Source organism: Vibrio sp. R11-SG3-ISO9 (assembly GCF_059834255.1).
In genome coordinates this window covers 44,870-67,265 of sequence record NZ_JCBDGU010000057.1, presented here as the reverse complement: position 1 = coordinate 67,265, position 22,396 = coordinate 44,870, and the positions used below count along the sequence as shown (strand labels likewise).

Genomic DNA, 22,396 nt, shown 5'->3' with positions numbered 1-22,396 from the left:
AGGCTCCTCATGCAAACTCGCTATGAGTATATTTCAACCTCGTTAAAATTTTGTTTTTTGAGGAGAGGACCACCATGGATCGATCGTTGTTAAAGGCTCATTTGGCGGTAATGACTGCAGTCGTTATTTGGGCGACATCTTTTATTGCCTTAAAAGTTGCGATTGGTGAAGTTGCACCTATGGTCGTGGTCTTTTTCCGAATGGCGATTGGTTCACTCGCTTTTTTGGTGGTTTGGCCGTGGATTCGTAACGGAATAAACTATCAAGCAGGAGACTGGAAGTTATTGTCAGGTATGGCATTACTTGAACCTTGCCTCTATTTTATTTTTGAAGCTCAAGCCATGCGTTTTACCAGTGCAGGTCAGGCCGGTATGGTGACTTCCATGCTGCCTTTAATGGTGGCTGTTGCCGCTTACTTCCACTTGAAAGAGCGTAATACTCCGCGTCAATGGATCGGGCTAATTATTGCCGTTCTCGGCGTTGTATGGATGACGCTGAGCGGAACCGAAAGCGAGCAAGCTCCCAATCCAGTATTAGGTAATCTATTGGAATTTGGCGCGATGGTGACTGCTGTTGGGTATACGTTACTTATTAAGCTACTAGTTCAGCGCTATTCAGCTTTTGTTTTAACTGCGATTCAAACCTTTGTCGGTACCATTTTCTTTTTGCCACTGGCATTAAGCTCTGATTGGCCAACCGATATTTCATTTAATGCTGTTAGTAGTATTGTCTACCTTGGTCTGGTGGTATCTCTTGGAGGGTATGGGCTATATAACTACTCACTGACTCGAATTAAAGCTTCTACGTCAGCAGGCTATATTAATCTAATCCCTGCATTTACTTTGTTTTTCTCCATGCTGCTGCTAGGCGAGCGTTTGGTTCTCACGCAATGGATAGCGATTGGAATTATCTTTTTTGGGGTGCTGTTGAGTCAGGATAGAACACCACAGGTAGAGCAGCAGGTGCGAGTGTGACCTGTTAACCGAAGTATATTTACCGATTAAATAAAACCTTCAACACGATTCTATCTGCAAATGTTTGACTGTTCATTCAGCACCATTAACATGAACATCATTAACTGTTTTTGAGCTATCTGATTAATCTTTAAAGATTTATCTTGATGGGGTTGCTGGATTTTAGTACTACCGAAACCTATATGTCTCGAGAGTTGGTATGAAAGTGGAATACAGCAGTAAAGGCGAAAATTATGGAACTTGAAGAGCAAGTAAAGAAACTATCTGAGATAGGCCTATCGTTGAATGAAGGGATTACAGTTGATCATCTACTCCTTTCATTTTCAAGAGAACAGTATGAAGCTGCGCCATTTGATTTGATCTTACTTGCCTACGGTCTTGAAGTAGAAGAAAAGCCTTGGGGACGTTTCATTTGCGACCAAGCTTGGAATTTTGATGTTGAAGCCATAGAAGACAATGGCTCTTATGTGGATATCGTTAACCAGTTCCATAGGATCACTGGCCAAGTTAAGCGTGTTGATGGGTTGCAAGACATGGTGAACATTGAAGAGTCTCGCGCAAAACTTGAATATGAAGTGGATGGTGTAAAAAGAAGTTTAGAGCCAGTAGTCGATAATGATTGGGCTGACGTCCAAGTCGTTACAACGATTATGGGTGACCTAAGTGAAGATGGGTATGATTTTTATCCAAAAGATAACGGACAGTCGAGTGTTTGGTTTTATCTATCCGATAAACAAGCTTTAGCGTTAAACAACTTAGCTAACAACGTATTTAATCTGAGCAACAGACCGTGGTGGAAAATATGGTAGGGCAGTCATAGATGTCTAAGCTTGAGAACACCGTCGAATGTTGCCTGCATGGTGAGCAACAAGAAACGTTTGTATGCCAACACATTGTACAAACTCTTAACGACGAAATACCGAGAGGCTTTTGGTGGGCAGATAATCCTGAAAACCCAAGACCAGATGCGTGGTGTAGTGAGTGTGAAGCTATGGTGCAGAGAACTGGCGGGGAGTGGAACGATGAGAGTGAGGCTTTTGCTCAGGTAAAGCTACTCTGCGGCTTGTGCTATGACCAAGCTAAATCGTTCAACTTCCCTGACAAGAAACCATGGTGGAAGTTTTGGAAGTAAATGTTCATCGTCTATCAACTTCCCAATCTCTCCAACTTGAGAAAGAAAGGTAATTGAGTCAGCAGGCCCTCTACTGACTCTCACAAGATCAACTAATTGCTTAATTTGTATCTCTTTTCTAACTTGTTTAAGAAGACATGCAGTTTCTGATTCATCTCATCGTAATTATGTTGTAGCAGGGTAGTAGGATCTTCTACAAATCTGAACCTCCTTGGTTCGGGCAGCTCATCATTTTCAATGAGCAACGCTACGACATGTTTGGTCAACTCCATATGGCATTGAAAACCGAAGACTAATTTACCATATGCCACAATTTGCCTTGGACATCCTTCGCTATAAGCTATGATTTGCGCGTCGCCTGTTAGTCCCGGCATATCGTTATGCCAATGACCTACATTGAGTGTTTTACCAAAGTGGCTGAATAATGGATGTTGTAAGCCTGATTGAGTCAGTGTAATTAGGTACTTGCCGATTTCACGCTCAGGGCTGTGCTCGAACCGAGCCCCTAGCGCTTCACCGATTAACTGAGATCCCAAACAGATGCCCAATACCACTTTTCCCGCATTGATGGCTTTTTCTATTAGCTCTTGCTCACCTTTGCTATCAAAGTAAGTACATTGCTCACTCGTTGTCGCGGGATCTTGAGGGCCTCCCATGACAATAAGAAAGTCAATATCGTCGATGTCTTGGAGGAGCGAGTCTCCTTGGTAAACTCGAGAATAGCTGATGGTATGCCTGTGTTTTTCTGCCCAAGATTCGTAGGCGCCAGGAGCCTCAAAGTATTCATGAACAATGAAGTGAATATGCATCTTTCTTCCTCTTACTTTATGTTAGAGTTGAGATGTTATATTGATTCTTGTTGGCGTTATTTATACTATCGGGCAAATTATGTAGATAAGTCGCCAACTATGAACGCCAATGATGTGATAGAAGAATTTTCTAATAAACAATTGATCACTAAATCGATAAGAATGGCTGCTGGTTATGTTGATGATTTTCACTCACATTCATGGCACCAAATTGTGTTCCCAATTAAAGGCTTATTGCAGTCGAATATCGGTGATAAGTGCGCAATCGTCCCCCATACGGGGATGCTCTATATCCCTGCTAATACGATTCACAAATCCGTAGCTGTGACAGATACGATATTTTTGGCGATCTATCTCAACCCAGATAAGTTGATTCAATATCGTGATGAGCCAAAATCCTGTCAGGTGAGTGCGTTTATAAAAGAGCTGATTTTAGTTTTGTTTGAGTGCAATACGTCGTCGCAATCTGAATCCAATGTTTCAAATCTGCTTGCGGTGTTACGCGATCAAATTGAGTTGGCGAGTAGTTATGAAATACCGCTATTGATACCTAAAGACAAACGCCTTTTGTCTATCTTTTCTCAACTTAAACAGCAGCCTGATTTGCCTTACACATTGAAGGAATGGGCCCAACAAGTTGGCGCATCAGAAAGAACTCTATCTCGGTTGTGCTCAAAAGAGTTCTCTCAATCATTTGCATTGTGGCGACAAAATATAAGGTTGGTTTTATCTTTGCAGATGCTAGACACGGAAATGAGTATACAGAGTATAGCTATCAGTTTAGGGTACTCGTCTGACTCTGCTTATACATTTGCTTTCAAGAAAACATTTAACCAGACGCCAAGTAACTATCGGAATAACATGTTAGAGCGTAGATTCGCGTCTAGCGCTCTAATGAACCAGCTATAAAGCAACGTTTGTCGCTGATGTTTTGGAATCTTATCTAACGCTTGTTACTTGGGTGAGTGCCCGGTCTTTTTAGCTAATTTCTGCATAGCTTCGGCAAAGGTTGTTGTCCCGCCTTTTGCTTTAACCTGAACCACTTTAAATCCTAATTTCTCTAGCGCTTGGCGCTCTTCCACAACACCTTTGTCATTTTGTTGGCTGCCCGGTGCGGGTTGATGAATGTAACACCCTTCTAGCTGGCCATCTTCAACTAGCTGGTGGTGTTTTAGTGCGTCGATATCAAATTTCATAGTGAGTCTTTTTGTTTTGAAGAGTGAATTCTTGAGGCAAGGTCGATTTTACTGATGGCTTGTACCTTACGGTATTTTAGTTGCAAAAAGCTAGTGTAAATAGAGTAACGGAGCACATGTTATTGGGTGAGCTTTGCTCTTTATGGTGACTAATTATGCAATCTATCAGTTACTACTAAGTCAATGTAATGAATGAGGAGCAATTGAGTATTTTTATTTTATAAAATTAGAATAAATACCCTAATAAAGTAATTAAAAATTCATGTTTTTGATTGGTAATTGTCTGTTTTACAAACAGTAAATTGGATGTTGAGTGTTCACTCTTTTGGTTTGTCGAGTGACTGTCGCTCAAAAATTAAACATTTGTGTGGTGAATGATTTGGACTTTAGCGCAATTGATTTATAGCTGAGTAGCCCGCTCGGGGATTTTATAAATGATTCTTGATGGGCTATGTGTGAATAAAAATATGCTAAAGGAAAAAGCAGATGCACTATACAACGTTAAAAATGAAAGGCTTAATGCCACTGTCTGCCATAGCAGTGGCAATGACATTCTCTATGTCAACGCAAGCGGCACCATTCTCTGGATTCGATGAATCTAACTTGCCGACCAAATACATCGTCAAGTTTAAAGAAGATACGTCGAGCCCTTCACTGATGGGTGGAAACTCCTTTTGGGGCCCACGCATTGTGCAAGAGTCGGTTTTAGACCAGCTCAAAGCACGTAAGGTAGAGAAGCTAGGAAACAGTTCTATCTACAGTGTGGAGATGGAAGACTCAGAGTTAGGCAAACTGCGTAATCGTAGTGATGTTGAATATGTGGAAATTGACCCGCCAAGATACTTGTTAAGCGAAACCACCCCTTGGGGATACGAAGCGGTGAATGCACAGCTTTTGGATGACTCAAACGCTGGCAATCGTACCGTGTGTATTATCGATTCAGGCTACGATCTCGCTCATAACGATCTGAGTGGTAACCTTGTGTCTGGAACTAACGACAGCGGCACCGGTTCTTGGAGCGTACCTGGAAACAATAACGCGCATGGCACACACGTAGCAGGCACCATCGCTGCGATTGCGAATACCGAAGGCATTAAAGGTGTGATGCCAAACCAAAACGTTAATCTACATATCGTTAAGGTATTCAATGAAGCGGGCTGGGGTTATTCGTCCAGCTTGGTGAAAGCGGTACAGACGTGTGCAGATAACGGCGCGAACGTGGTTAACATGAGTTTGGGTGGTAGCCAATCAAGTGTGACTGAGAAAAATGCGCTAAAAGCGGTTTACGATAAAGGGGTTCTGTTGATAGCCGCTGCTGGTAACGATGGTAATACAGCGCACAGCTACCCAGCATCTTACGACTCCGTTATGTCGGTTGCTGCGGTTGACGATAAGAGCGATCACGCTGCGTTTTCTCAAGCAACAAATCAAGTTGAGATTGCAGGTCCGGGTGTAGCCATTCTATCTACCGTGACGTTGGGCGAAGGGAAACTATCTGACATTAGGTTAAACGGTGTCAGCCAGTTTGAGCGTGGTATTGTGCCGCACAACCGCTTGGTTCAAAGTGGCGGTAGCTACGGTCCTGATCCAGTCGCAGGTTCAATCACGGCAGAACTGGCAAGCTGTGAGGTCTCTGGTAGCCGTTTCAATTGTGGCGATATGTCAGGCAAAATTTGTTTGACGGAGCGTGTCGGTAATCAGTCATCGGGTAGCTACCCTGAGATTGATGCAGTTCAAGCCTGTTACAACGCTGGAGCAAGCGCAGCGATTGTGTACAGTAACTCCGAACTACCGGGTTTGCAGAACCCTTTCCTTGTTGATCAATACAACGCAGCACGCATGGTGTCGGTGACGGTTGATCGTGCGTTTGGCCAAGAGCTGGTGGGCTATGTCGGCCAAGAGATCACGGTTTCAACAACCAAAGGTGAAGACTATGAGTACTACAACGGTACTTCCATGGCGACACCTCACGTAACAGGTGTTGCGGGCTTAGTGTGGAGCTATCACCCAACCTGTACCGCTGCACAGGTGCGTAATGCGCTGATCAAGACAGCAACGGACATTGATGTCGTGGGGCGTGACAATCGCACTGGCCATGGTCTTGTGAACGCAGATGCCGCGAAGCAATATCTAGATGCGGGTTGTAATGGTCCTGATGGTTCAGGTAGTGGAACCGATCTGAACAGCTACACCAATTCTGATGCGGTTGCGATTCCTGATAACAGCACTGCAGGCGTTGTAAGTGAACTAGATGTGGTTCGTTCCGGTGATGCGGGTATGGTAACGATTGATTTAGATGTTGCTCATACCTACATTGGAGACTTGCGTATCACACTCACTTCTCCAACGGGCGGACAAGTGGTGCTGCATGATAATCAAGGCGGCAGTGCCAACGATATAAATACCACTTACCAAGTCGACTTCTCTGGCTTCGAGTCTCAGGGTGTTTGGGAACTAAAAGCGGTAGACAGTGCCAGAAGAGACACAGGAACCATCAACAGTTGGACACTGACCTTTCAATAAGGAGTGACTATGAAGGCGTTGAAGTTAGTTTCATTGTCTGCAATGGGTGTGAGTGCGTTTTTAGCACTCGGGCTGAGCTCAAATAGCTTGGCTAACAACCAAGGTTTTCCTTTGGTGGATAAACGCCCTGAACAAGCTGAGCAACAACCTACGCGTTACTTCGTTAAGTATGTAGAAGGGAAGGAAAGCGAGGTGAGAGCGCTTCTTCAACAGCACGACATTCAAGTGGTCGATGTGCTGTTGGACCAGTATGTGCTGATTGTGACTGGCGAGCAATCCGAATTGGATAACCTTGCTGAGCACGAATTAGTGGAATACACCGAGCCAGAGCCTGTGCGAAGGCTATTGTCTCAGTAAAGCACTTCAATAATCTGTTCAAATATGCCAACGCCCCTTACTCGAGGGGCGTTTTTTGTTGCTATCTCTAATGGCCTGCTCTCACATCACTTATACCCTTGAGAGGATAGGAAAGAGTGAATTTGCTCTCTTTTTTCTCTCATGAACTCGATGAACCGCTGAGACTTTTGAGGAAGGTGTGTTCGATCTTGGTAGACCAATAGCATGGTTTTATCTTGCGGAACCCAAGGCTCGAGAAGGAGTTTGAGTTTATTTTCCTTAAGCTCTTTGTACAGCATGGATATAGGAAGATAACAAATGCCAGCGCCTTCTAAGCAAAGCTGTTTGCTGACAAAAAAGTCATCGCAGGTCATGCTCCCCGCTTGAGATATTTCAATCGTTTCATTGTGGTCACTGAAACGCCAGGGCAAGAAATATCCTTCCACATGATTTCGAATGCACGGCAACGATGTTAGTTGATTTGGATGGTTAATCTCCGGAAGTTGGGCTGCAAGTTCACTCGATATAGCGAGTACATACCTCACCGGAGATAACGTCATTGCAACCAATGATGAGTCATTTAATGGGCCGAGCCTAAACGCAAAATCCAAGCTCTGCTTTGTCATGTCTTGATAGCGGTTTGATGACGTGAGGTTGATTCGTATAGAGGGGTAACGCGCTTGAAATTCTGCAAAGAGTGTTGCGAGTAAGTTTTGACTTAATGCTCGTGGCGCCGTGATGTTCAGGGTTCCTACTGGTTTATTTGCAGCATCTTCTGCTTGGTCATAGAGTTCGCTGACTGTATCGGCGATCAACTGTGCTTTTGGTAGAACTTGTTGCCCTAGCTCGGTAAGTGACAATGATCGAGTAGAACGATTAATCAGTTTACCGCCCAATTGCTCTTCCAACTGCTGAATTTTTCGGCTAACGGTCGTTGTCGGTACATTCAATTGTCTCGCTGCTTCAGCAAAACTATTCAGTTCGATGACCTTTGCGAACAAAGGTAGTGCAGATATCTCTTTCATTGTGTTTCTCTTGTCCCGTATGTGGGATAGTGAAGCCCAGTTATTGTATCTAGTCAATATAATCGGGATTAACTAAAGTATATCCATACCGCAGCATTCACTGCCTGAACAAATTAACGCTCAGCTCGATAGGAGAACACCATGGATATTTTAGTATTAGGCGCAACAGGTAACACAGGTTCTGAAGTGGTTCGTCAGCTTAAACTCAAAGGCGCGGACTTTGGTGTGATGGTTCGTAAGTCGAAATCCGCAGAAGCGATGGATTTGAAAGCCGAGCAGATTCGTGAAGGTGACTTTTCTGATGTTGAATCGATGAAAAGCGCAATGAAAGGCGTTAAGCGTATCTACGTTTCTATGCCCATTCACCAAGACAACGAACTATGGGTGGCGAATGTGATTGAAGCGGCACAAGCTGCGAATGTAGAGCACGTAGTCAAACTTTCGGGCATGGGGGCAAAGATCGATGCAGGTTCTGAGATCATTCGTACTCATGTTATTACCGACAACTTGCTTAAAGAATCAAACCTACAATGGACTATCATTCAACCGAATTCGTTCTTCCAGAACTTGTACGGAAGTCTAGAAACCATCAATAGTATGGGGCAATTCTTCTTGCCTTTGGCAAACGCGAAACAGAGTGTGGTCGATATTCGAGATGTGGCAGCGGTTGTTGTTGAGGCGTTAACTGGTGATGCTCATCATGGTCAAACATATCTGTTATCAGGCCCAGAGGCTCTAACTTTTGCTGAACAAGCAGCAGTATTGTCGCAGGCCACGGGCAAAAATATCGAATACGTTGCCATCTCTGAGGAGGCTTTTGCCAGCGCCATTAAAGAAGCGGGAATGGACGAGTGGTTTGCTAACGCACTCGCTGAGATCATGGCGTGGTTTGCTACTGGAGCTTATACAGAAGTTACCGATACTGTGGAGCGTGTAACGGGCAAGCCAGCCAGAACCTTCTCAGATTTTGCCGATGAGTTTGCTCATGCGGTTACGAAGTAGATATCATGAAAGTTTGATAAAAGTAAAAAGGCACATTGATGAATGTGCCTTGCTATTAATTAACTCAGATTACTTTTTGAAGCTCGGAATCACAGCTCGAACAACACATCGGTACGAATGATGTGCTTAACGCCTGAAAGAATTGGTGCCGAGCCGTGTAGACAGTGGAATGGGTGGGTTCCGTGTGGGAAACACAACACGCTTCCGCTTGGCGTTCTTACCGATTCAATATTGGCCCCTTCATGTTGGCGAGCAGGTCTAGTCGGGTCATTACGGTTGACCATAAATTGGGTTTCGCCACCAACAAAGTCATCCGTTAATAGAATCAGAAAGGTATACATACTCCAACGGTCACCAAAGGCATCATCGACTAACTGATTGTCGACAACTTGGCTTCCCGGCCATGAACCGTCAATGTGCATTTTGAAATAGTCGCCTTGTTCGTAACGATAAAATCGAAAACGACCATTGATCCCAAGTGGTTGCTTGTTGCCAAAGTGTCCGTATTGATCACTGAAATGATCGCGGCAGCGTTGCCAAATTTGCTCCAAGGTCTCAGTGTCGGCAATGAAATTGAGGTTACTGTTGTGGCGAATCTCTCTTGGCAATGACACCGCAGCATCTTCGGTAAAACCAAGCTCGTTGGTTGCTGCCAATATACGCTTTACCTCTTCAGGTTTTAACACATTCAGCAATTGAAATGCCCCAGGTACGTTGTCGATCTCTTTTCGCGTTACACCTTGGTATTCACTGTCGAGCAAAAATGGGTTTTGATTCTTAGGTGCCCATACAGGTAAGTCGTTTCGCTGAGTGCCAGACTCTTTTCTGACAACATAAAATGATTCGTTATTCGTCATTGGTCTCTCCTTATTTTGAAACAACTCGAACTTGTGCAAACTGGCGGTGGCCATCGACCGAGCCGTGGAAGCCTAAACCGCTTTGCTTTGCGCCAACCCAAGGTGCGTCGCCACTGCCGCCTTGGCCTTGGTTAATTCCTACCATGCCAGCCTCAAGCTCTTCCGCAACGCCTTGAACGCCTTGGTTACCGAAGACGACCGCACCCAAGCCATATTCACTGGCGTTTGCTCTTTCGATTGCCTCTTCAACGTCTGAGTAACGGCTGATAGAAACAACAGGGCCAAAGGTCTCATCTGTTTCTATCTTCATTTCTGGCGTCATCCCTGTGATTACCGTTGGGCGGATATAACGCTCTGGTTGTTGTGAACCGCCTAGTAAAATCGTGGCGCCTTTCTCTTCTGCATCTTTGATTTGTTCAACGATCTTGGCGTGTTGTGTTGCGTTGATGATGGGACCAATGTTGACGCTTGGCATATCCCAAGGGCCAATTTGGTACATGTTGGCGATTTCGGTAACGCGTTGCTCAAATTTATCGGCGATGCGTTCATCAACGTAGATCCGCTCAATAGAGGTACACATTTGGCCTGAGTTCTCAAAGCTACCCGCTACGGCAAAGCGTGCCGCTTGTTCGAGGTTAGCATCGCGCATGACGATCATTGGGTCTTTACCACCCAGTTCCATAACAAGGCGTTTCACCTTAGAAGCTGCGCGCGCCATGATGTCTTGACCTGCGACTTTAGAGCCTGTGAATGCGATCATCTGGATATCGCTTTCGACTAAGGCTTTTCCTGTCTCTCGGTCGCCATGAACAATGGTCAACACGTCTTCAGGAAGATGTTTTTTGAGTTCGCCGAAGAAGGTTTCTGCCACTAAAGGTGTCTCTTCTGATGGCTTCAAAACCACGCTGTTACCCGCCACCAACGCAGGAACAATCAGGTTATTGGCCATCATGACGGGATAATTCCAAGGCGAAATCACACCAACAACGCCTAGAGGTCGGTACTGCAGTTCCGTGCCACCAGATAGTTGACGAGTAGTGAGCGCGCGTGCTGCATCTTGTGCGTAATGTTGCCCCATGTACACCGCACCGCCTGCCTCGCCAGTTGCTCGGCGAATGTCTTTACCCATTTCACGGGCAAGCAGTTCAGAGAATGAGTCTGTTAGGTGGTCGATCGCTTGGTATGCGCTGTTGATGATGCGTGCTCGCTCAGGGAGCGATGTTTTTCGCCAAAGCTTTTGAGCGACATTCGCTCTGGCAACCGCGGCATTAACTTGTTCTGTTGTTGAGTTTTCAACTTCGCCCAACAACTCTCCATTGCTAGGGTCAAAAGATTGAATAAGGCTGGTCATACTCATTGTCTCCAAGTATTTGTATTTATTACGCTGAAGGCTTCCTCTCCGCGTTTGTCTTCAACTGTGTTTGTAATTTTTCGATAATTAGATATCTAAAAATCTCGATATGAGGTTTTAAATAAATAGGGAGGTGTAAAACATGCTCCCTATTTATGGAATTAAAGTGAGTCGTTCAGTTGAGCAAGGAACAGCTCAATAATTTCGTCGTTTCGCTTGTAGTAAGTCCAAGAACCAATGCGCTTTGAGCTGACGAGGTTCGCTCGCTGCAAGTTCGACAAGTAAGAAGAGACAGTCGATTGTGATAAGCCACTTTTCTCTTGAATAATACTGACACAAACGCCTTCAACTTCAGCATCAACGAGCTGTTTCTCGAGATTGAAGTGTTCATGTGGCGACTTAAGCCAATGCAAGAAGTTACGTCTTACCGGGTTGTTAATCGATTTTAGAATTTCGTTGATATCTAACATGCCGAATGGTTTCTTATCTTGATACTACGTTGGTTGATGATGCAGAGCATACGCCTAAAAATAGGATATCGCAATATCTCGAAATGTTGTTTGGTCTAAGTTTTTGTTCTATGGTATTGCGAGATTGAGCTGACATGAGTGCGGACAAGCCCATATAAACGTTGAGAAAACAGGAAACATATTCAGACATTAGTTCGAGTTTGTGGAAATTGAGATCTGGGTAGAAGCATTGGTTTTGTCGTTTGAGACACAATCACTCTCCTCATTATTGCTATGAATAGCTGTCATTAGTGCAGTAAAAAAAAGGGTTACCTCGTGATAAGACATATCTTGCTAATTAAATTCAAGCCAGAAAGCACTCAAGAGCAGATTGAAGAACTGATGGCGATGTTCGTTTCAATGACCGACAAAGTTGATGGTGTGACTGACGTGGAATGGGGAGAAAACAACAGCCCAGAAGGAAAGAATAAGGGTTATACACACTCTGTTTTTATGACGTTCGCTGATGAGGCAGGACGTGATAACTACTTACCTCACCCAGAACATGATGCGCTGAAGAGTGTCTTTAGGCCGATATTGGATGACATCATCGTATTTGACTATCAACCTGCGTAGAAGGTGATTCACGGGGCTTGGGAGATATGTTCATGTCTTAAACTAACCTAACTCAACACAGAGCTTTGGTTCATTTTAAGAACGTTTGGCTCATAGCTTCGCGTTGTGGATAAATTCGGTTTCTGTGTCAGAGGTGAGTGCGTGGTTTCTCACTCACCTCTGCTGTTAGAACATTTAAGCATTCGCAAACTTAAAGGTTCGATAGCCACCGATTAAGTTCCTCGCTTTAAACCCATTGTTTACCAGTTGGCGGTAGGCCACATTACCTCGTAATCCTACTTGGCAGTAGATAATGATCTCTTTATCTTTGGGTAGCTCATTCATACGCTGACGAAGTTGATCGACGGGTATGTTGATAGCACCTGAAATAAATCCGACGTTTTCCAGCTCTGCTGGGTTTCGTACGTCCAACAGAACCTGATTGTCATTTAGATTTGTGACTTCATTAAAGTGGATCGGTGTTGCGTCACCTTTGATGATGTTGCTTGCCACAAAAGCAGCTTGGTTAATCACATCTTTGGCACTGCCATATGGCGGCGCGTAAGTGAGCTCTAAGTGCTGAAGCTGCTCGACAGTCATGCCTGCTCGTTGAGCAACGGCCATCACATCAATACGTTTATCGACACCATCTTTACCAACCGCTTGAGCACCCAGGATTTTTCCAGTGGATGGCTCAAACAGCATTTTGAATGAGACAATTTCTGCACCTGGGTAGTAACTGGCGTGGCTGGCGGTGTGCACGTAGACTTTTTCATACTCGACACCTTCACGCTTCAATTGCTTCTCGTTTTTACCTGTTGAGGCAACGGCAAGGTCAAAGATCTTACAGATGGCAGTGCCTTGTGTCCCTTGATAGGTTTCATTGCGTCCGAGCATGTTGTCGGCAGCCATTCGACCTTGGCGGTTTGCAGGCCCTGCAAGCGGAACTAACGTTTGTGCGCCTGTGACAAAGTCTTTTTCTTCGATCGCATCACCGACAGCGTAGATACTTGGATCACTCGTCTGCATTGAATCGGTAGTGTAAATGCCACCTAATGCACCGATTTGAAGCCCAGCGTCTTTTGCCAACTTAGTCTCAGGACGCACTCCAATGGCCATGATCAAAATATCGGTAGTGAGCGATTCACCGTTGCTAAGAGTCAGTTCGATCTCACCTTCAATATGTTGGTGATCTTCGTTTTCGCCAGAGTCGATACTGGCCATATGTTGGTTCGGAATGTATTCGACCGCTTCAAGTGCAACGCCTAATTTAAGGTCAACACCTTTCTCGCGTATTTCAGCATGAGCAAAGCCCGCCATTTCACGATCAACAGGCGTCATCACCTGATCCGCCATCTCGATTAGCGTGGTTTTGATCCCCAACTGGTGGAAGGCTTCCATCATCTCTAAACCAATGAACCCGCCACCAACCACCGTCGCGTGTTCAGGCTTATTCATTTGAATGGTTTTAATGATGCGATCCATATCTGGGATGTTGCGCAGCGAGTGAGTCAACGGGTTATCAATACCAGGAATTGGTGGAACCACGGGTCCAGCGCCGGGGCTGAGCAAGAGAAAGTCATAGCTTTCAATATACTCACTACCATCAAGAAGATTCTTAATGGTGACCTGTTTGTTGTGTCGGTCGATGGACACGACTTCGCTCATAACGCGGACATCAACGTTGAATCGAGCTAAGAAGCTCTCTGGCGTTTGCAGCAGAAGCTTACTTCTATCTTCGATGTCGCCCCCTATGTGGTATGGCAAGCCGCAATTCGCAAACGAGACGAAACTTCCTCTTTCGAACATGATGATTTCTGCATCTTCACTCAAGCGACGAGCACGTGCGGCGGCTGATGCGCCACCTGCAACGCCACCAACAATAACAATCTTAGTCATAAGGTCACCTTTTAATCTTCTGATTGGCGACCACTATAAAACTCATAATTAGAAAAGTCTAATTTAATTTTAACTAAATTAGAATTGACTAATTTTAAGGGTTGAACCATCATAGTAGGCAGAATTAAGTGATGAGATTGAATCGATGAACATTGAAGAGATGCGCGACAACGCAAATGAAACTGCCGAGTTTTTAAAATCGATGGCTCACCCCGACAGGCTGATGGTTTTGTGTCAGTTGAGTAATGGTGAAGTAGGCTTCACGGAGTTGCTCGAGTCTTCCCATCTAAGTCAATCTGCATTCTCACAACAGCTCACCGTGCTAAAAAAGAAGGGCTTGGTGAAAGTAAGAAAAGAAGCGCAGCAAGTGTTTTATTCGTTAGCCGATGACCGAGTCATGATGTTGATGGGGTCACTTCACAGCGTATTTTGTAAACATCAACAAGAGGAGAAGTAGATGGACTTTTCAATGCCTTGGCATGCGTTGGCTGGTGGTGCCTTGCTCGGCTTGTCCGCAGGTCTACTCATGTTATTTAGCGGTAAAGTCGCTGGTATCAGTGGAATTTTGGGTGGATTACTTACTCCGAAAGCGGGAGACCGATTATGGCGAGTGCTGTTTCTGTTTGGCATAGTGATCAGCATTGTATTTACACGCCCAATTGGTTTTGAATTGCCGGATTTAAGCACAATGAATCTAGGCTTGGTTGTGGTTGCCGGTGTATTGGTTGGTATTGGCACGCGCCTAGGCAATGGCTGTACTAGTGGACATGGCATTGTTGGTATGGGGCGTTTCTCTAAGCGCTCAATCGTCGCAACCTGTACCTTTATGATTGTCGCGATTGTCGTTGTATTTGTTCGTCGTAACTTGGGAGTGCTATAAATGAATCCTATCTCTTTGTTTGTCGCTCTTTTGTCTGGCGTACTTTTCGGTGCTGGAATGAATATCTCTGGTATGGTCGACCCTGCTAACATTTTTGCGTTTCTTGACATCAAGGGGGATTGGGATCCGAGCCTTGCGTTCGTGATGGGAGGAGCTTTGCTCGTATTCACGCCTTTCTACCATTTCATTATTAAACCTCGCAGTAAAACCATTGATGGCAATGCTATTAGCCTGCCTACGAATACAAAGGTTGATCGCAAACTGATTTTGGGCGCATCTATTTTTGGCCTAGGTTGGGGAATCGGTGGTATCTGCCCGGGACCAGCGGTCGCCAGTTTGGGCGAGGGCAGCATTACCATCATCTCATTTATTGCGAGTATGCTGATTGGAATGAAGTTGGTTACTTTAGTCTCGAATAAATAACTGTATATCTTTTTTACTGATCTGCCCGACTCTAAATATGCGCTAGGTTTTTTATTGGTAGATTCAAAGTCAGTTTAACGAACTCGAATCGAATGCAAAAACTATGGATTTGTTTTGTGGCTTGCAGTAGATATTTTATTCAGTGGGCTTACGGTACCTGCGAAGTGTTCACCAATGACATGCGTATAGATTTGTGTCGTTGCGACATCTGAGTGGCCTAACAATTCTTGAACAGTACGAATGTCTTGTCCAGAACGTAGTAACTCAGTTGCAAAGCTATGACGAAAAGTATGGCAGGTGATTCGCTTATTAAAGATCTTTGCCTGTTGTACAGCACGTTTTAAGGCCTTTCGTGGTGAAGAGTCGTGTAGGTGATGTCGGCAGAGTTGATTGGTTACTGGATGTCTAGAGATAGTTGTTGAAGGAAAGATAAACATCCATGAACTTTGTTTAAACGCGTTGGGGTACTTTTTACCAAGAGCATGAGGTAGCGAAGGGCCGATACCTTGTTTATTATCATTTTTTTGTATTGTTGATACTCTGTCTATTTGCTGTTGGAGTAATGAAATCATGACGGGGCTTAGTAATGTCACTCGATCTTTTTTACCTTTCCCATCACGTACTGTTAACGACAAGTTAGTGAAATCTAGGTCTTGTATTCTGAGTCGTAAACACTCACTGATTCTTAATCCTGATCCATAAAGCAACGAAAATATTATGTGATTCACACCCGATAGATGCGAGAGAATAGCCTGCACTTCGTTGGCCGTTAGAACGTTTGGTAGTTTGCGTGGTTTTTTGGCATAGGTAAAACCTAAATCCCCTAATGGTAGTTGTAAAAATTGATTGTAGAGGTAAGCAATTGCGTTGAGCGCAACTTTTTGAGTGTTAATTGCTACGCACTGCTCGTTAGCAAGATAAGAAAGAAAAGCCGTTACTTCGCTTTCGCCTATATCTTTTGGATGTTTGAGTTTATGGAATGGATGAAGTATTTTATCCAGTATAAGTAGGCCTTTTCGGTCTTGAGACTGTATCCTCGCATCCGCATGTGTCGGCGAATTTCTTCCAAAAATTTGCTTGCCATCGTCACCTCCTCTCTCTGTTTATTTATACAGTTTATTTGAGTTAGATTCGGTTTGAGTATGAAAAATGGCTTGTTTTGCCGAGAGTCTATTCTCGTTTAGTTGATAGAGGATTCGATAAGCTATTGTTATCCATATGATTCGCGCTATTTCTTCCTCGGATAACGCGCATTGTTAAAAAGTGATAACACGCGTGCTCGTTTTTATATAAAGACAAAATGCGAAACGTGAAGTATATGCATTATATCTCAATGATTTATGATAGTTTTAAGACAAGTTAGGCAAGCAGAAAAACGAGCTGGCTTGTTATTAACAATGTTATGTTAATGAGGAAATTAAATGAAAAAGGTAATAAGTATTTTGTTTGGGTTGGCATTATTGGCTGGATGTGAAAACAATCAAGAGCCAATAACTCTATCAGCGGAAAAAGGTGATGTTACTTATCTGCTGAGTGTAAACGCAACAAATGCTTCAATAACTATTGGAAAAAATACCGAGACTCTTACAGTGAAGGCATACGATTCCAATGAAATTTTGTTGGAAGACAAAGATGGAAATGCTCTAAATTTTAAACAACAGCCTAGTTTATCAAATTGGTTGTGTGACTTATGTGTTAATCACGGGCTTCCTGTGACCTGGAAATAACATAACAATCTGTTTAAGAGTGATTCGCAACGCTTGGCATTTTTGCTATGCGTTGCGTTTGGTGTTTAAGGTAGTATGCGGTGGCTTCGGCATTGCGTTGCTCACACCTTAACAGGGCGTTATGTGAATTATTGGGATCCTATGTAAGTGATTGAAATATGATTTCTGAAGACAACTGGCAAGATCACTATTGGAACTATTTGGCTCGCCTCGAAGTCAGTGCAATAGACCGAAGTTTTGAAGACTTAAAGCCTTGGGACTCTTTAGCTGAAGATTGTATGAACTTAGCTATTAAAGCTCCATTTCTCAAAGGTAAAAACTCAGGTTCAAAATCCATCAAACTTTCTGCTGCATTTTTGAAGCGTACCATGAGTGATTTTAGAGGTGCGTGGTTATTGATTAATTGGGGTTATCCTTACCAAGCAGCATGTGTCGCTGCTTCGCTTTATGAAAATGCACTTGTTGTTAATTGCCTTGTTGAGCGTCAAGACTTGGCTGATGAAGTTCTACTTAACAAGAATGGTGATGTTCCCTGGGGGGCTCAAAAACTTTGCAAAATGGCAGCATACAAAGATTTATATGGGAACATTCCGGATGAATTTCCAAATGATGATGAATTTAATACGGCTTGGAAAATGTGTTATCACAACTACAAGCTATTGTGCAAAATGAAGCACCCTACTTTACAACAGGTAGCAGATGAGACAAGGTCTGCCTTGAATCATAAAGGTGAGTTTGCAGTTATCCCATTACCGGATACTCGTAACGAAAGCCTCGCTTTGAAGCATATGTTGATGATTATCTGTATTTCCAAGCTGTTCTCTGCCACCAAATGTTTTGCAAAGGCTGTCGATTGTGCTTCTGATGATCCTGAACATGAGCAATTTTACAGTGAAGCACTAAAAGTGTACTCAAATTTAAAAAGATGTATCGGTGAAAGTAAAATTAAGGATATTTCGATCAAAGCATATGGGTTTAAATTCACATAACAAACTGTTTAAGAGTGATTCGCAACGCGTGGCATTTTTACCATGCGTTGGTTTAAGTGATTAAGTTGGTATGCGGCGGCATCGGTATTGCGTTGCTCACACCTTAACAGGGCGTTAGCCGTACAACTCACTTATTCAGTAGGTGAACAAAATTGAGTGATAAAGCGAATGATATCAGTCATTTTAATTTCAGCGCTCGTTGCATCTTGGTTCACCGTTATGCCCGTTTCTGTTTTATATATTGGCATGTAACATTTTTCATCGGCGCGAGAGACTTGTATCTCTCCAAAATAATCTTGTTCATCTGTTTCAACAAAATTCATCAAAATGAAGTCGTTATGATCTTTGGTAAACAGTTTAAAGGATAAATATTTTCCCTCTATCGCAAGCATTTTCAGCGGCTCAAAGTTGTCTACAAACTTTTCTGCCCATTCGTTAATTAATCGATTAATTGTTTGTGTATGTGGTTCAGCCGTAGCGAACTTAACCATTCTCTTAACCCCAATATCTTCTCTGAGGCGTCCTAGAGTCGCGTTTTCTAGCCTCAGTCCGTAGTTATCAGAAATTAGGTTAGCTACAGCTATGAATGTTTCGTAGTCATCACGAATGGATTCATCGTTGACGTCACCAGTGTCGATTTTTAAATCAACACATAGTTGGTAAATCTCGAAGTAGGCGGAGATGTATGTACTTAGGCATGTATTTTCAATATCTACATTTTGTGTTCCAAAAGCACGAGAAAAAGTCGCAAGGTTATAATGTAGATACTCATAAAGCTGAGTTGTAAATGACTCCAATAGAAACTCGTTGTTTTCGTTTTCTTTCTCTTTTACAAAGTGTTCATAATATTCCCAGAAAACTCGATGCGTGCCGTGAAAGTATGCTTGTACATCATCTTTAACATTGGTTCTTGCCTTGATTTCACCTTTATCTTGAAGCTTTTGAAACTCGTACAATTCAGCATGGATTACAGGTAAGTCTTCTTTGGTTATGAAGCTCCATTTTGCGGTTGTAATTTTACGACCGTAAACACGCTCAAAGAAACTTTCTTGCTCAAGGTAAGTTTCAACAAGACGTTTGGACTCCTGTAGTTTATTCGACTTAGTTATTTGAGCTGAACGGTGGTTAGCTATTACCCAAGTTGCCAATGGAATAGACAGTGATGCAATTGCCAAAGGCAATTTCATTGTTGCCCAAATGTGGCTTAAAACACTCGAAAATGTCGTGCTAAAGTACAAGGCAATTCCAATACCTATAGCTGTAAGCATTGGTATCGTAATCGATAACAAAAACAGTGGTGTGGCGAATACGTCTTTATCTTTAGCTACAAATTTGTTGTACATGCTAGTTACGTTATTAGTTGATATACCGACGTTTTATACACAAAATACTTGTGGGAATAAAGGATTATGAGTTTAATGTACGGCTAACAATCTGTTTAAGAGTGATTCGCAACGCTTGGCATTTTTGCTATACGTTGCGTTTTGTGTTTAAGGTGGTATGCGGGAGCTTCAGTATTGCGTTGCTCACACCTTAACAGGGCGTTATATGCTTAATATGGATCTATTTGATGGGAAATAAAAAAGTAGTACTTGTTGCTAAGTCTAATTACAGTCCTGATTTTGATGAATTTCTCCTCAAAATATTGGCGGATGGTGCAAGGTTAATCTGTATTACAGGTGTAGACTGTTCTACTTGGGAAGATGTAATAGACGAATTGGCTGTTGGAGATGGTAGCCAAGTTTTTGATGTCACTACTACTTCTCATCCTAATGAGTCAGAATTGGAAGTTATCGAGTTTGCTCGCTCATTTCCTTTGGTAGAGAATTCGTTTGTTAAAATTGTGCGCATATAACCAAGCGTTCAATTGGACAGCCAACGCTTGGCAGCTTTGGTTCACAGTTTGGCATTAGTGTTTATATCGCAATGGTTTAAGTTTGTGGTGGCGTTGTCTGCCCATTAACGCGGCTACATGGATTCCCCCGGTTGTCAAACATCCGCTAAACTTATGTTGATGGGTTTTGGACTGCCGCTCTACATTCGGCCTACTTATCGACGATTCGCATACGTCGTGGCCCTGATGACTTTGCGCGACTGCGGTGCCTTATTCGTTAGATGACATCGAGTGTGTCCGCCGCATTAACAGGCTCTCCGCAAGTGGTCTTAACCTATCTCCATCATTAGCGTCTGCAATGACCCGGTGGGTTTAACTCTTTATGCTGCTTAAGTTTCTACTCAAGCAGCATAGTTTTCATATTCGGTTTGATTGTGTAAAAGCGACCATATAATTCGTGCGTTCTTTGCGGCAAGTGCCACTATCGCTCGATTCATTCCTCTGCGCTCCAGAACGCCTCGACACCACTGACTTAGCTTATCTTGCTTGTCACCAAGGTTGGCAATCACGGTCCTTGCGCCGTGAACTAATAGTGTTCGTAAGTATTTATCACCGTGTTTGGTTATCCGACCTAACCGAGGCTTTCCTCCTGTGGAATATTGCTTTGGTACTAAGCCTAGCCAAGCAGAGAAGTCGCGACTTTTATCAAATTGAGAGCCGTTACCTATTGAAGCGAGTATCGCTGTTGCGGTTTGTGGCCCAATACCTCGGACCTTCATCACTCGCTGGACATTAGTGCTGACCTTGGCAAAAGAATCGAAGACTTGTTCAGTATCGGCGATACGTTGGTTGAGTTCGCCAAGGTGATGATAAGCATCAGCTATCAATGTTCTTGCAAGGAGTGGCAGTTCATTTTCTGCACCTTCGAGCATTAAGGGAACCTGTTTCATCAATGAAGAACGACCAACAGGAATGATTAAGCCGAATTCCGAAAGCAGAGCACGCATGCGATTCATAAGCGCGGTGCGTTCACGAACCCAATGCTCTCTCATTCTATGTACAGATAGGATGGCTTGCTGTTCGGGGGATTTTACGGGCACAAAGCGAGTTGAGGGTCGCTGAACAGCTTCGCAAATAGCAACAGCATCATTAAGGTCGTTCTTTCCCTTAGTTCGATAAGGAATTACGTATTTAACAGCCATAATGTGGGCGTCATGACCCAGTTTATTGAGTGTTCTAGCCCAATAATGTGCACCACTACACGCTTCAACACCTATACGCATGAGTGGCATATTTGCTATTGTAGTCAATAGTTTAGAGCGTGTTACTGACTTATGAAGTATGACTTTACCATTTTGGTCTACGGCATGAAGGCTAAAGTGGTTTTTAGCTAGGTCGATACCGCAAAAATAAGAATAATCAGACATGGTGCCTCCGATGCATTTAAGTACCACATAAGTGTGGCAGATCCTCGGTAGGGGGGAATCCATGTCATTCGTTATGTTCTTTGGGCTAGGAAGGGATATGGAAACAGTTAAAATGCTAGATTTGGGGTTTTCTACTGCAGATGCAGAATATCCTGAAATCCATCAAGAAGAAGGCGATTTGAGAGCTGAGTTTAAAGATTGGCAGGAAAAAACGGTAAAGCTATATTTTGCCGATCACGTCGCATGCAAGTGGCAGATGGTATTTGATTTACTTGAGGGAGAGCGAGACGACAGCTGTTATGAAATATGCTCATCTCTTTGGCTCAAGCAACATGTCCATTCAGAAGCAATCGATAGCGGCGAAGGCTACAAGCACTTTCGGCTTAACTTTAATGAGTTAGGGCAACTTGATGTAATTGCGATAAACATTGTAGTACGAACTTAACAATCTGTTTGAGAGTGACTTGCAACGCTTGGCATTTTCACTATGCGTTGCGTTAGGTGTCATGGAGAAACATGTGGAAATAAAAGGTATTGGGGCTCTAATAAAGCGCGAGGGCTATTGGGAAATTGAGCCCATCAATTTAAACGGTGCAACTATTTATGTAGAGAAAGAACATGTCACCGACGAGGACATAGAAGCTGTTAAGCGAATACCTGCTTCATGGTTGGAAACAATTAAAGAATGTTACGGCTATATCGAAAAAAACCGAGAAAGCTATGGGATGGAAGCAAAAACGTTTTCAAATCCAAATGTGTTTTTAAATTCAACGCTTGAATGGGCTGTTTATTTTGATACCGAAAGTGAGTTGGAAGCGGTTGTTGGGATAGAGTTTTTGGGCAACAGACCAAATCAATTAGTCATTGGGGACTGAACACCTAACAAATTGTTCGAGAGTGATTCAGCACGCGTGGCATTTTTACCAAGCGTCAGGTTTTGTGGTTAAG

At 43.4% G+C, this 22,396-nt stretch carries 25 protein-coding genes and 1 pseudogene; 16 read left to right on the top strand and 10 right to left on the bottom strand.

All coding sequences use genetic code 11. From position 1 onward, the window contains the following. The first annotated feature begins 74 nt into the window (after window positions 1-74). The 3 genes from AC6R05_RS23525 (at window position 75) to AC6R05_RS23515 (ending at window position 2,106) form a co-directional block, all read left to right on the top strand. Window positions 75-974, top strand: coding sequence for a DMT family transporter (locus AC6R05_RS23525; protein WP_500648856.1), 900 nt, complete (start codon window positions 75-77; stop codon window positions 972-974). Between the two features lie 233 nt (window positions 975-1,207). After that, on the top strand, window positions 1,208-1,783 hold the full coding sequence (locus AC6R05_RS23520) for a hypothetical protein (protein ID WP_500648855.1): 576 nt from the start codon (window positions 1,208-1,210) through the stop codon (window positions 1,781-1,783). 11 nt (window positions 1,784-1,794) lie between these two features. Continuing rightward, window positions 1,795-2,106, top strand: coding sequence for a hypothetical protein (locus AC6R05_RS23515; RefSeq protein WP_500648854.1), 312 nt, complete (start codon window positions 1,795-1,797; stop codon window positions 2,104-2,106). 92 nt (window positions 2,107-2,198) lie between these two features. On the opposite strand, the gene AC6R05_RS23510 is transcribed toward AC6R05_RS23515, so the two are convergent. Next, a complete protein-coding gene (locus AC6R05_RS23510) occupies window positions 2,199-2,915 on the bottom strand; it encodes a glutamine amidotransferase-related protein (RefSeq protein WP_500648853.1) in 717 nt (238 codons plus the stop codon). Window positions 2,916-3,014: 99 nt separating this feature from the next. Between AC6R05_RS23510 and AC6R05_RS23505 the strand changes: the two genes are divergently transcribed. Continuing rightward, complete coding sequence (locus tag AC6R05_RS23505; RefSeq protein ID WP_500649025.1) at window positions 3,015-3,824, top strand: AraC family transcriptional regulator; 810 nt, start codon at window positions 3,015-3,017, stop codon at window positions 3,822-3,824. Between the two features lie 44 nt (window positions 3,825-3,868). Here AC6R05_RS23505 and AC6R05_RS23500 read toward each other — a convergent pair whose 3' ends face one another. Then, window positions 3,869-4,111, bottom strand: coding sequence for a hypothetical protein (locus AC6R05_RS23500; protein ID WP_500648852.1), 243 nt, complete (start codon window positions 4,109-4,111; stop codon window positions 3,869-3,871). 486 nt (window positions 4,112-4,597) lie between these two features. Here AC6R05_RS23500 and AC6R05_RS23495 point away from each other — a divergent pair, with 486 nt between their 5' ends. Next, window positions 4,598-6,634, top strand: a complete 2,037-nt coding sequence (locus tag AC6R05_RS23495) for a S8 family serine peptidase (RefSeq protein ID WP_500648851.1) — start codon at window positions 4,598-4,600, stop codon at window positions 6,632-6,634. Between the two features lie 9 nt (window positions 6,635-6,643). Then, the gene (locus AC6R05_RS23490) at window positions 6,644-6,991 is read left to right on the top strand and encodes an ATPase (protein WP_500648850.1); all 348 of its coding nucleotides are present in this window, start codon (window positions 6,644-6,646) and stop codon (window positions 6,989-6,991) included. A gap of 86 nt (window positions 6,992-7,077) precedes the next feature. On the opposite strand, the gene AC6R05_RS23485 is transcribed toward AC6R05_RS23490, so the two are convergent. Beyond that, window positions 7,078-7,995: a LysR family transcriptional regulator gene (locus AC6R05_RS23485; protein ID WP_500648849.1), complete on the bottom strand. Its 918-nt coding sequence runs from the start codon at window positions 7,993-7,995 to the stop codon at window positions 7,078-7,080. Window positions 7,996-8,136: 141 nt separating this feature from the next. Between AC6R05_RS23485 and AC6R05_RS23480 the strand changes: the two genes are divergently transcribed. Further along, window positions 8,137-8,997 carry an SDR family oxidoreductase gene (locus tag AC6R05_RS23480; RefSeq protein WP_500648848.1) on the top strand — a complete coding sequence of 287 codons (861 nt, stop codon included), beginning with the start codon at window positions 8,137-8,139 and terminating at the stop codon, window positions 8,995-8,997. A gap of 89 nt (window positions 8,998-9,086) precedes the next feature. Here AC6R05_RS23480 and AC6R05_RS23475 read toward each other — a convergent pair whose 3' ends face one another. From AC6R05_RS23475 to AC6R05_RS23465, 3 genes are all read right to left on the bottom strand, one after another. Further along, window positions 9,087-9,854: a 2OG-Fe(II) oxygenase family protein gene (locus AC6R05_RS23475; RefSeq protein WP_500648847.1), complete on the bottom strand. Its 768-nt coding sequence runs from the start codon at window positions 9,852-9,854 to the stop codon at window positions 9,087-9,089. A 10-nt stretch (window positions 9,855-9,864) separates the two neighbouring features. Further along, window positions 9,865-11,205: an aldehyde dehydrogenase family protein gene (locus tag AC6R05_RS23470; protein WP_500648846.1), complete on the bottom strand. Its 1,341-nt coding sequence runs from the start codon at window positions 11,203-11,205 to the stop codon at window positions 9,865-9,867. A gap of 161 nt (window positions 11,206-11,366) precedes the next feature. Then, the gene (locus AC6R05_RS23465) at window positions 11,367-11,675 is read right to left on the bottom strand and encodes an ArsR/SmtB family transcription factor (RefSeq protein ID WP_032550853.1); all 309 of its coding nucleotides are present in this window, start codon (window positions 11,673-11,675) and stop codon (window positions 11,367-11,369) included. Between the two features lie 315 nt (window positions 11,676-11,990). Here AC6R05_RS23465 and AC6R05_RS23460 point away from each other — a divergent pair, with 315 nt between their 5' ends. Continuing rightward, window positions 11,991-12,290: a Dabb family protein gene (locus AC6R05_RS23460; RefSeq protein ID WP_500648845.1), complete on the top strand. Its 300-nt coding sequence runs from the start codon at window positions 11,991-11,993 to the stop codon at window positions 12,288-12,290. A gap of 174 nt (window positions 12,291-12,464) precedes the next feature. Here AC6R05_RS23460 and AC6R05_RS23455 read toward each other — a convergent pair whose 3' ends face one another. Beyond that, window positions 12,465-14,168, bottom strand: a complete 1,704-nt coding sequence (locus tag AC6R05_RS23455) for an FAD-dependent oxidoreductase (RefSeq protein ID WP_500648844.1) — start codon at window positions 14,166-14,168, stop codon at window positions 12,465-12,467. Window positions 14,169-14,313: 145 nt separating this feature from the next. On the opposite strand from AC6R05_RS23455, the gene AC6R05_RS23450 reads away from it, so the two are divergent. The 3 genes from AC6R05_RS23450 to AC6R05_RS23440 are packed head-to-tail and all read left to right on the top strand — an operon-like array spanning window position 14,314 to window position 15,471. Beyond that, the gene (locus AC6R05_RS23450) at window positions 14,314-14,625 is read left to right on the top strand and encodes an ArsR/SmtB family transcription factor (protein WP_050487398.1); all 312 of its coding nucleotides are present in this window, start codon (window positions 14,314-14,316) and stop codon (window positions 14,623-14,625) included. Next, window positions 14,626-15,048, top strand: coding sequence for a YeeE/YedE family protein (locus AC6R05_RS23445; protein WP_500648843.1), 423 nt, complete (start codon window positions 14,626-14,628; stop codon window positions 15,046-15,048). It begins immediately after the preceding gene. Further along, window positions 15,049-15,471: a DUF6691 family protein gene (locus AC6R05_RS23440; RefSeq protein WP_500648842.1), complete on the top strand. Its 423-nt coding sequence runs from the start codon at window positions 15,049-15,051 to the stop codon at window positions 15,469-15,471. A gap of 101 nt (window positions 15,472-15,572) precedes the next feature. Here AC6R05_RS23440 and AC6R05_RS23435 read toward each other — a convergent pair. Beyond that, window positions 15,573-16,555, bottom strand: a pseudogene (locus AC6R05_RS23435) (integron integrase). Window positions 16,556-16,892: 337 nt separating this feature from the next. Between AC6R05_RS23435 and AC6R05_RS23430 the strand changes: the two are divergent. Next, window positions 16,893-17,198, top strand: a complete 306-nt coding sequence (locus AC6R05_RS23430; protein WP_500648841.1) for a hypothetical protein — start codon at window positions 16,893-16,895, stop codon at window positions 17,196-17,198. Window positions 17,199-17,356: 158 nt separating this feature from the next. Then, on the top strand, window positions 17,357-18,187 hold the full coding sequence (locus tag AC6R05_RS23425) for a hypothetical protein (protein ID WP_500648840.1): 831 nt from the start codon (window positions 17,357-17,359) through the stop codon (window positions 18,185-18,187). A gap of 131 nt (window positions 18,188-18,318) precedes the next feature. Here AC6R05_RS23425 and AC6R05_RS23420 read toward each other — a convergent pair whose 3' ends face one another. Further along, entirely contained in the window at window positions 18,319-19,530 is a 1,212-nt protein-coding gene (locus AC6R05_RS23420) for a hypothetical protein (protein ID WP_500648839.1), read from the bottom strand. Window positions 19,531-19,757: 227 nt separating this feature from the next. On the opposite strand from AC6R05_RS23420, the gene AC6R05_RS23415 reads away from it, so the two are divergent. Next, complete coding sequence (locus tag AC6R05_RS23415; protein ID WP_500648838.1) at window positions 19,758-20,042, top strand: DUF7684 family protein; 285 nt, start codon at window positions 19,758-19,760, stop codon at window positions 20,040-20,042. Window positions 20,043-20,422: 380 nt separating this feature from the next. Here AC6R05_RS23415 and AC6R05_RS23410 read toward each other — a convergent pair whose 3' ends face one another. Continuing rightward, window positions 20,423-21,448, bottom strand: a complete 1,026-nt coding sequence (locus AC6R05_RS23410) for an IS110 family RNA-guided transposase (RefSeq protein WP_500647859.1) — start codon at window positions 21,446-21,448, stop codon at window positions 20,423-20,425. Between the two features lie 97 nt (window positions 21,449-21,545). On the opposite strand from AC6R05_RS23410, the gene AC6R05_RS23405 reads away from it, so the two are divergent. After that, window positions 21,546-21,893 carry a hypothetical protein gene (locus AC6R05_RS23405; protein WP_500648837.1) on the top strand — a complete coding sequence of 116 codons (348 nt, stop codon included), beginning with the start codon at window positions 21,546-21,548 and terminating at the stop codon, window positions 21,891-21,893. Window positions 21,894-21,966: 73 nt separating this feature from the next. Next, the gene (locus AC6R05_RS23400; RefSeq protein ID WP_500648836.1) at window positions 21,967-22,323 is read left to right on the top strand and encodes a hypothetical protein; all 357 of its coding nucleotides are present in this window, start codon (window positions 21,967-21,969) and stop codon (window positions 22,321-22,323) included. Window positions 22,324-22,396 lie beyond the last annotated feature (73 nt).

Coding starts and splice junctions, on each gene's coding strand:
- AC6R05_RS23415 (WP_500648838.1), top strand. CDS start 19,758: ATGGGAAATAAAAAAGTAGTACTTGTTGCTAAGTCTAATTACAGTCCT.
- AC6R05_RS23505 (WP_500649025.1), top strand. CDS start 3,015: ATGAACGCCAATGATGTGATAGAAGAATTTTCTAATAAACAATTGATC.
- AC6R05_RS23410 (WP_500647859.1), bottom strand. CDS start 21,448: ATGTCTGATTATTCTTATTTTTGCGGTATCGACCTAGCTAAAAACCAC.
- AC6R05_RS23455 (WP_500648844.1), bottom strand. CDS start 14,168: ATGACTAAGATTGTTATTGTTGGTGGCGTTGCAGGTGGCGCATCAGCC.
- AC6R05_RS23490 (WP_500648850.1), top strand. CDS start 6,644: ATGAAGGCGTTGAAGTTAGTTTCATTGTCTGCAATGGGTGTGAGTGCG.
- AC6R05_RS23440 (WP_500648842.1), top strand. CDS start 15,049: ATGAATCCTATCTCTTTGTTTGTCGCTCTTTTGTCTGGCGTACTTTTC.
- AC6R05_RS23465 (WP_032550853.1), bottom strand. CDS start 11,675: ATGTTAGATATCAACGAAATTCTAAAATCGATTAACAACCCGGTAAGA.
- AC6R05_RS23500 (WP_500648852.1), bottom strand. CDS start 4,111: ATGAAATTTGATATCGACGCACTAAAACACCACCAGCTAGTTGAAGAT.
- AC6R05_RS23420 (WP_500648839.1), bottom strand. CDS start 19,530: ATGTACAACAAATTTGTAGCTAAAGATAAAGACGTATTCGCCACACCA.
- AC6R05_RS23475 (WP_500648847.1), bottom strand. CDS start 9,854: ATGACGAATAACGAATCATTTTATGTTGTCAGAAAAGAGTCTGGCACT.
- AC6R05_RS23510 (WP_500648853.1), bottom strand. CDS start 2,915: ATGCATATTCACTTCATTGTTCATGAATACTTTGAGGCTCCTGGCGCC.
- AC6R05_RS23485 (WP_500648849.1), bottom strand. CDS start 7,995: ATGAAAGAGATATCTGCACTACCTTTGTTCGCAAAGGTCATCGAACTG.
- AC6R05_RS23470 (WP_500648846.1), bottom strand. CDS start 11,205: ATGACCAGCCTTATTCAATCTTTTGACCCTAGCAATGGAGAGTTGTTG.
- AC6R05_RS23515 (WP_500648854.1), top strand. CDS start 1,795: ATGTCTAAGCTTGAGAACACCGTCGAATGTTGCCTGCATGGTGAGCAA.
- AC6R05_RS23405 (WP_500648837.1), top strand. CDS start 21,546: ATGGAAACAGTTAAAATGCTAGATTTGGGGTTTTCTACTGCAGATGCA.
- AC6R05_RS23445 (WP_500648843.1), top strand. CDS start 14,626: ATGGACTTTTCAATGCCTTGGCATGCGTTGGCTGGTGGTGCCTTGCTC.
- AC6R05_RS23520 (WP_500648855.1), top strand. CDS start 1,208: ATGGAACTTGAAGAGCAAGTAAAGAAACTATCTGAGATAGGCCTATCG.
- AC6R05_RS23425 (WP_500648840.1), top strand. CDS start 17,357: ATGATTTCTGAAGACAACTGGCAAGATCACTATTGGAACTATTTGGCT.
- AC6R05_RS23430 (WP_500648841.1), top strand. CDS start 16,893: ATGAAAAAGGTAATAAGTATTTTGTTTGGGTTGGCATTATTGGCTGGA.
- AC6R05_RS23495 (WP_500648851.1), top strand. CDS start 4,598: ATGCACTATACAACGTTAAAAATGAAAGGCTTAATGCCACTGTCTGCC.
- AC6R05_RS23450 (WP_050487398.1), top strand. CDS start 14,314: ATGAACATTGAAGAGATGCGCGACAACGCAAATGAAACTGCCGAGTTT.
- AC6R05_RS23480 (WP_500648848.1), top strand. CDS start 8,137: ATGGATATTTTAGTATTAGGCGCAACAGGTAACACAGGTTCTGAAGTG.
- AC6R05_RS23525 (WP_500648856.1), top strand. CDS start 75: ATGGATCGATCGTTGTTAAAGGCTCATTTGGCGGTAATGACTGCAGTC.